The sequence below is a fragment of the Nonomuraea sp. JJY05 genome (genome assembly GCF_043496855.1).
Taxonomy (GTDB): Bacteria; Actinomycetota; Actinomycetes; order Streptosporangiales; family Streptosporangiaceae; genus Nonomuraea.
The window spans coordinates 1-6,822 of record NZ_JBIEIS010000105.1 but is presented as its reverse complement, the minus strand read 5'-3'; the positions used below and the strand labels follow the sequence as shown (position 1 = coordinate 6,822).

The following is a 6,822-nucleotide window of genomic DNA, read 5'->3' as shown; positions in this document are numbered from 1 at the left end:
ACAGCGGAGCTCCTGTGGTGAGGATGTCTTGGAGTGACACACCTCTTCTACAGCAGCTCCGCTTCCTCGTTCATAGACCTTGACGAACAGACCCCCGCTTTAACTGAACGGCGTTGGCTCTAGCCTCGGGGCGATGGACATCATCCTGATTCCCGGCCTCTGGCTCGACGGCTCGTCGTGGGACGCGGTCGTCCCCGCGATCGAGCAGGCCGGGCACCGCCCGCACGCGCTCACGCTGCCCGGCATGGAGTCGAGAGACGCCGACCGCTCCGAGATCACCCTGCGCGACCACGTCGACGCGGTCGTCAAGGTGATCGACTCCTTCGACCCCGCCGGCGGCAAGGTGGTGCTGGTCGGCCACTCCGGCGGGGGCACGATCGCGCACGTCGCCGCCGACGCGCGTCCCGACCGCATCGCCCGGGTCGTCTACGTCGACAGCCTGCCTCCCGGCGAGGGCGGCCTCATCAACGACGAGCTCCCCGTCGAGAACGGCGAGATCCCGCTGCCCGACTGGGGGCTCTTCGAGGCGGAGGACCTCATCGACCTCGACGACGAGCTGCGCGCGGCGTTCCGCGAGCGGGCGATCCCGTCGCCGGCGCGGGTCGCGAGCGACCGGGTGCGGCTGTCCGACGAGCGCCGCTACGAGGTGCCCGTCACCGTCATCGCCTGCGAGTTCTCGACCGAGACGCTCCAGAAGTGGATGGAGCAGTCGCTCGCGTTCACGCGGGAGCTCGCCAGGATCCGCCACGCCGATTACGTCGACCTGCCCACGGGCCACTGGCCGCAGTTCACCCGTCCGGAGGAGCTGGGTCGCGCCATCGCCACCAGCATCGGCCCCGCCTGACGGCCCTGCCGCCGTCGCACAGCCCGTGCGGCGAGCGTGCGCGCCAGGCGTAGGTCAGCCTGCGGGGGCGAGGGCGGCGTCCGCTGGGCAGGGCGGGTCGTAGGGCACGTCGGGCAGATACTGGCGCCACTCGGCCGGGGTGATCGGCGGGAAGGCCAGCGCGCAGATCCCCCGGGCGGCGGCGCCGGGGTCGACCGGCCACAGGCGGGCGGTCGAGTCGCCGGACACCGTGGCCAGGGTGGCGCCGTCCGGGCTGAAGGCCGCCTTGTTGACCTCCCCGAGGTGCCCGGTCAGCGTGGCCAGCGCGGTCGCCCTGGCCGGGTCGGCGATGTCCCAGAGCATCGCGGTCCTGTCGTCGCCGGCGGTGGCCAGCGTGCGGCCGTCGCGGCTGAAGGCCACCGACTGCACGCTGTCGGCATGCCCACGCAGGACGGCGATCGGCCGGTCGAGGGAGCGCACGTTCCAGAGCCGGGCCGTACGGTCGCCGCTGCCGCTGGCCAGCAGCGTGCCCGTGCGGTCGAAGGCGAGGTAGTAGACGGTGCTGCCGTGGCCTCTGGCGACGCCGAGCGGGGCCAGGTCGGCGGTGCGCCACAGCCTGATGGTCCGGTCGCCGCCGCCGGTGGCCAGCAGCCGGCCGTCGGCGCTGAAGGCCACGGCGTTGACGGCGGCCTCGTGACCCTTGGCGACGGCCCGGCGTACCGGACGGCTGGGGTCTGATATGTCCCAGACGTACACGTCGAACTGCTCGCCCGCCACCACCAGGCTCCTGCCGTCGGGGCTGATCGCCGCGGCGAAGATGTTGCCGATGCCGGCCGCCGTCTCGGACAGGAGCCGGGGGCGGGCCGGGTCGGTGAGGTCCCACAGGCGTACGGAGCTGTCCAGGTCGGTGCTGGCCAGCAGCGTGCCGTTGCGGGCGAAGGCGACGGCGGTGACCCCGTTGGCGTGGCCGGTCAGCGTGGCCAGCGGGCGAGGGGCGCCCGACACGTCCCAGATCTTGATCATCGGGTGGCTGGCCGTGGCGAGCAGGCGGCCGTCGGGGCTGTAGGCGAGCGCGTAGACCGTGCCGCGGTGGCCGCCGAGCAGGGGGCGGCCCAGGTCCCACACGCGTACGGTGTCGTCGCGCCCGCCGGAGGCGAGGGCGCGGCCGTCGGGGCTGAAGCGCACGGCGTAGACGGTGTTCGAGTGACCGGTCAGCACGATCGGGTCGGCGTGGAGGTCGGTCAGGTCCCACAGCCGGATCGTGCGGTCGTAGCTGCCGGTGGCCAGGGAGCGGCCGTCGGGGCTGAAGTCGATGGCGACCACGCCGTCCTCGTGCCCGGAGAACGTGGCCAGGTGTCTGCCGTGCCGGGGATCGCGCAGGTCCCACAGCCGTACGGTGTTGTCGAAGCCGCCCGTGGCCAGCATGTCGCCGTGGAAGGCGGCCGCCAGCACCGCCTTGGTGTGCCCGCGCAGGTCGGGCAGGCGTCCGGGGTGGCGCGGGTCGCCGACGTCCCAGAGCATGACGTCGTTGGAGAAGGCGGTGACGGCCAGCGTCCGGCCGTCCGGACTGAAGGCGACGTCCGACAGCCCCTTGGGCGCGCCCTTGAGCGTGCCCAGGAGATATGGCTTGCGGGGATTCGTAACGTTCCATAACCGGGCCGTGGCGTCGTAGGAGGCGGTCGCCAGCATCGTCCCGTCCGGGCTGAAGGCCACCCCGATGATGCCCGAGGTGTGCCCGCTCAGCGTGGCCAGCGCCACGGGGCGCCGGGGGTCGCGCACGTCCCACAGGTCGGCCGTGTTGTCGTTGCCGGCCGTGGCCACCACGTCCCCGCCCGGCGCGAACGCGGCCGCGGAGATCCCCTTGGCGTCGCCCACCACCGACGACAGCGCGGCCGGCCGCAGCGGATCGGTCACGTCCCACATCCCCAGCGTGCCGTCGAGCGCCACCGTGGCCAGCCGCCTGCCGTCGGGGCTGTAGTTCACCGCGTAGACGGCGCCGGCATGGGCGTTCAGCACGTTGGCGTACGGGTTGCCCAGCGTGCTGAGCACCGCGCCGCGCGACTCGGTGGTCGGTGTGAGCCGCTGGGCGGCCAGGGCGAGCTGGGCGGCCAGCGCCGGGTTGCCCGCCCGCAGCGCGACCGACTCGTTGGCGACCTTGCCGGACAGCGCCGCGTTGCGCTGGTCGCCGATGTCGCGCTGCCCGCGCACCGCGACGACCACCGCCGCCGTGGTCAGCAGCAGCAGCGCCGCCAGCACGGCCACGAGCCGGCGCAGCCGCCGGGTGCCGCGCCGCTGTGCCGCGGCCTCCGCGTCCTGGCGTTCGACGGACGCCGCCAGGAACCGCCTGGCCTGCGGCCCGGGCGCGGCGTGCGGTCCGGCGCCCTCGGCCCAGAGGCGGGCCACGGCCAGCCGCGATCCGCGGTAGAGCGCGCCGGGGTCGTCGCCTTCCTTCGCCCACCGCGCGGCGGCCTCGGCCAGGTCGCGGCCGACGGCCAGCCCCGCCCGGTCGCTCTCCAGCCAGCCGGCCAGCCGGGGCCAGGCGGTGAGCAGGGCCTCATGGCTGATCTGCACCTTGTCGAGGTCGACGGTGATCAGGCGCTCGGCCACGAAGCGGTCGAGCACGTCCTCCGCCTCGGCCGCCACGGCGGGGTCGTGGTCGGCGAGGACCTCGGCGATCGTCATGCTCCTGCGGGTGGCGGCGGTGTCGGACGCCACGTGGACGAGGGTCAGGAACAGCCTTCTGGCCAGCTCCTGGCGGTGTTCGCTCAGGGCCAGGTAGACCTTCTCCGCGCTGTCGGCCACGGCCCTGGCGATGCCGCCGACCTTGCGGTAGTCGGCGATGGTCAGCCGCCTGCCCTGGCTCTCGCGCCACATCGCGTACAGGGCGTGGGAGACAAACGGCAGCGTGCCGGCCTCGTGCGCCTCGCCGTCGGCGCGCGCCGGGGCGACCTCGCGCAGCAGCAGCTCGACCAGGCCGTTCTCGATCTCTGTGCCGGCCTTGCGGGCGGGCTCCACGACGGCGGCGCGCAGTTCGTCCTCGCCCATCGTGCCGACCACGAGCTGGCCGGAGCGCATCGCCGCGAGCAGCTCGGGGTGGCGCATGGCCTGGCCGTAGAAGTCGGCGCGCAGGCCGACCACGACCACCGCCCGCTCCGCCGCCTCGCTCAGGGCCGCGACGAACCTCGTACGCTCGTCCTGGTCCTCGCAGACCGTGAAGACCTCCTCGAACTGGTCCACGATCAGCACCTCGCCCCGCTGCCGCGCCAGCGCGGCCATCGGGTGCGGGCCCGGCGTGAACACGGCGGCGCTCCGGCCTAACGCGGGGACCACCCCCGCGCGCAGCAGCGAGGACTTGCCCGAGCCCGAGGCGCCCACCACGAGCCGCAGGCCGGGCTCGGTCAGGCGGGCGACGAGCTGCCCGGTCAGCGCCGCACGGCCGAAGAACCACTCGGCGTGCTCGGTCTCGAAGGCCGCCAGCCCCCGGTACGGCTCCGGCCCCGCCGGGCGGCGGCCGGGCGCGCGGCGCACCCGGTGCCAGGCGTTGAGCCACTGCTCCACGGCGGCGTCGTCACTCACCCCGCACACCCGCAGGACCTCGACCAGCAGGTCGCGCGAGGAGAGGGAGGGCAGGCCGCGCCCGGCGAACCAGTCGCCCAGCGTGCTGGGGGCGATGTCGGCCCCCACCTTGGCCGCCACCTGGCGCACCGACACCCCGGCCGACTCGCGCAGCCTGGTCAGCGCCTGGCCGAACTCCTCGCGGGTCGTGATGGGTGCCTGCTCCTGCACGAGCGCCTCCTCAGACCCGGCTCGCCGTCATGGTAACCGGCTGCGTACGGAGCTGTACGGACAATCGCCGGCCACTCCCCGGCAGGGGCGGCATTCCTCGACCGCGTCGTCCGAGACCGACCCGGCGGCATCGAGCGCCCCGGTCACCTTGGGCAGGAGCGCGCGGGGTTGGCCTCCTGGAGATGAGGCGCCGCGGCGGAGAGCTCAACGAGAGTAGAGCGGGCCACGATCAACCAGCGATCGGCAGGTCGGTACCGAGATCGCCGGCTCCTGCCTTCGGACCGCTTCGACGCCGGCCAGCGGTTCTGGCGGCGTCCGATGGGGCCGGCCGACACACCTGGGGACCCTTCGACGCGGACATGCCCTCAGGCCGGTCAACGTGCCACACGTGCCTGAAAACGCCACCAGCCCCGGATAACAGGAGGTTCCTCTGGTGGGGCTCCTGGACTCCGGTGGCCGCGTTCACCGGGAGCCTTGGGATCTCAGGGCTCCCGCGTGAGCGGCTGTGCGTGGCGTCAGCGTGCGAACTTCTCGATGGCCGCCGGGGTGACGGGGGTGAAGAAGTTGACGAGGTTGCCGTCGGGGTCGCGGAACAGCAGAGACCGGTTGCCCCAGGGCATCGTGGTGGGCTCGTTGACGAAGTCGGTGACGAAGCCGGTCAGGTTCTGGTGAACGCGGTCCACGTCGTCGACGAGAAACTCGGTGATCACACTGTGGTTGTCCGCCGGGCGGGCGGAGCCTGGGGCGAACAGCGGGACGGTGCGGGTGCCGGCGATCGCGAGGGTGGCGCCCGCGGTCCTGAGTTCGGCGAAGTCCTCGGTGGCCCACGTCGCCCGCGCCCCTGTGGCTCGCTCGTAGAACTCGACGAGGCGCGCTACGTCGCTGGTGATGATGCGGATCGAGACGAAGTCCATGGGAATCTCCTTGGCTGCGCGGAAAGGCGTGCACGTCGCAGGCTAGGAGAAATAGTGGACAGAATCGGTCCTGTATCCGCGTTAGGCTGCGAACATGCCCCGACCCACCGGCCGCGTGCTGACCCTCCTGGAGCTGCTGCAGTCGGGCGGCACCCGGACCGTGGCCGAACTCGCCGACCGGCTCGGCGTCGAAGGGCGCACCGTGCGGCGGTATGTGGACCAGCTGATCGACCTGGACGTGCCCGTGGAGTCGGTGCGCGGCCGCTACGGCGGGTACCGGCTCGCCCCCGGCTACCGCTTGCCTCCGCTCATGCTCAGCGACGACGAGGCGCTGGCCGTGCTGCTCGGCCTGGTCGCCGGCCGCCGAGCAGGGTTGACGACGACTGAGCGCACGGCAAGCGAGACGGCATCGGCGAAGATCCGGCGGGTGCTGCCCAAGCACATCGCCCGCCGGCTCGACACGCTCCTGGAGGCTCTCGCCTTCACGGATCAGCCCGGCGAGTTCGACACCCCGGACGCCGAGGTCCTGCTCACCATCGCCGACGCGGTGCGCCACCGCCGACCGGTCTCGATCCGCTACACCGACCGCGACGGCCGGCGCAGCGAACGCACGCTGCACGCGTACGGGATCGTCGCCCATTCGGGCCGGTGGTACGTCACGGGCAAGGACGATCAGATCGGCGAGGACCGAACCTTCCGGCTCGATCGCATCGCAGACGCGCGGACCCTGCCCGGCTCATTCGAAACGCCTGTGGGTCCCGGTCCGGCGCAACGGGTGTTGTCAGCGTTCGCCACGGCCGAGTACCGGCATGAGGTGACCTTGCGGATCCACGGGACAGTTGAGCAGATCCGCGCCCGCCTTCCCGCCAGCGTCGCGAGCCTGGAGGAGCACGAGTCCGCGGCCGGCGAGGAGCGGGCGATCGAGCGCTGGCGGCGCGTCGAGCTGCGGGTGGAGCGGCTCGACTGGTTGCCTGCGGTACTCGCCTCACTCGACCGGCCGTTCGTCATCGAGCGCCCCGATGAACTGCGCGACCTCGTCATCGCGCTCGCCGAGCGCCTCACGTCCTACGCCCGCCAAGCCTGACGGCGAGGAATCGATGTCATGAGATGGCACATCTATGTAGTCCCGGATCTTTGTTCTGCGGGGCAGGCGCAGGACGAACGTCGCGCCCCGGTCAGGCTCGCTGCGCACCGCCGCGGACCCGCCGTGCGCCTCGGCGAGCTGCCGCACGATGGCCAGGCCCAGTCCGCTGCCGCCGGTCTGGCGGCTGCGCGATTTCTCGGCCCGCCAGAACCGGT

4 protein-coding genes and 1 pseudogene are annotated in these 6,822 nt (G+C 72.8%); 2 read left to right on the top strand and 3 right to left on the bottom strand.

The features are described from left to right. Nucleotides 1-133: 133 nt before the first annotated feature. Complete coding sequence (locus ACFKCF_RS61345) at nt 134-844, top strand: alpha/beta fold hydrolase (RefSeq protein ID WP_394506719.1); 711 nt, start codon at nt 134-136, stop codon at nt 842-844. A gap of 54 nt (nt 845-898) precedes the next feature. On the opposite strand, the gene ACFKCF_RS61340 is transcribed toward ACFKCF_RS61345, so the two are convergent. Next, nucleotides 899-4,609, bottom strand: coding sequence for a helix-turn-helix domain-containing protein (locus tag ACFKCF_RS61340; protein WP_394506717.1), 3,711 nt, complete (start codon nt 4,607-4,609; stop codon nt 899-901). Between the two features lie 515 nt (nt 4,610-5,124). After that, nucleotides 5,125-5,523, bottom strand: a complete 399-nt coding sequence (locus ACFKCF_RS61335; RefSeq protein ID WP_394506715.1) for a VOC family protein — start codon at nt 5,521-5,523, stop codon at nt 5,125-5,127. A gap of 94 nt (nt 5,524-5,617) precedes the next feature. On the opposite strand from ACFKCF_RS61335, the gene ACFKCF_RS61330 reads away from it, so the two are divergent. Next, nucleotides 5,618-6,607, top strand: a complete 990-nt coding sequence (locus ACFKCF_RS61330) for a helix-turn-helix transcriptional regulator (protein WP_394506713.1) — start codon at nt 5,618-5,620, stop codon at nt 6,605-6,607. A 60-nt stretch (nt 6,608-6,667) separates the two neighbouring features. On the opposite strand, the pseudogene ACFKCF_RS61325 reads toward ACFKCF_RS61330, so the two are convergent. Continuing rightward, nucleotides 6,668-6,822, bottom strand: a pseudogene (locus ACFKCF_RS61325) (ATP-binding protein); the annotation flags it as partial.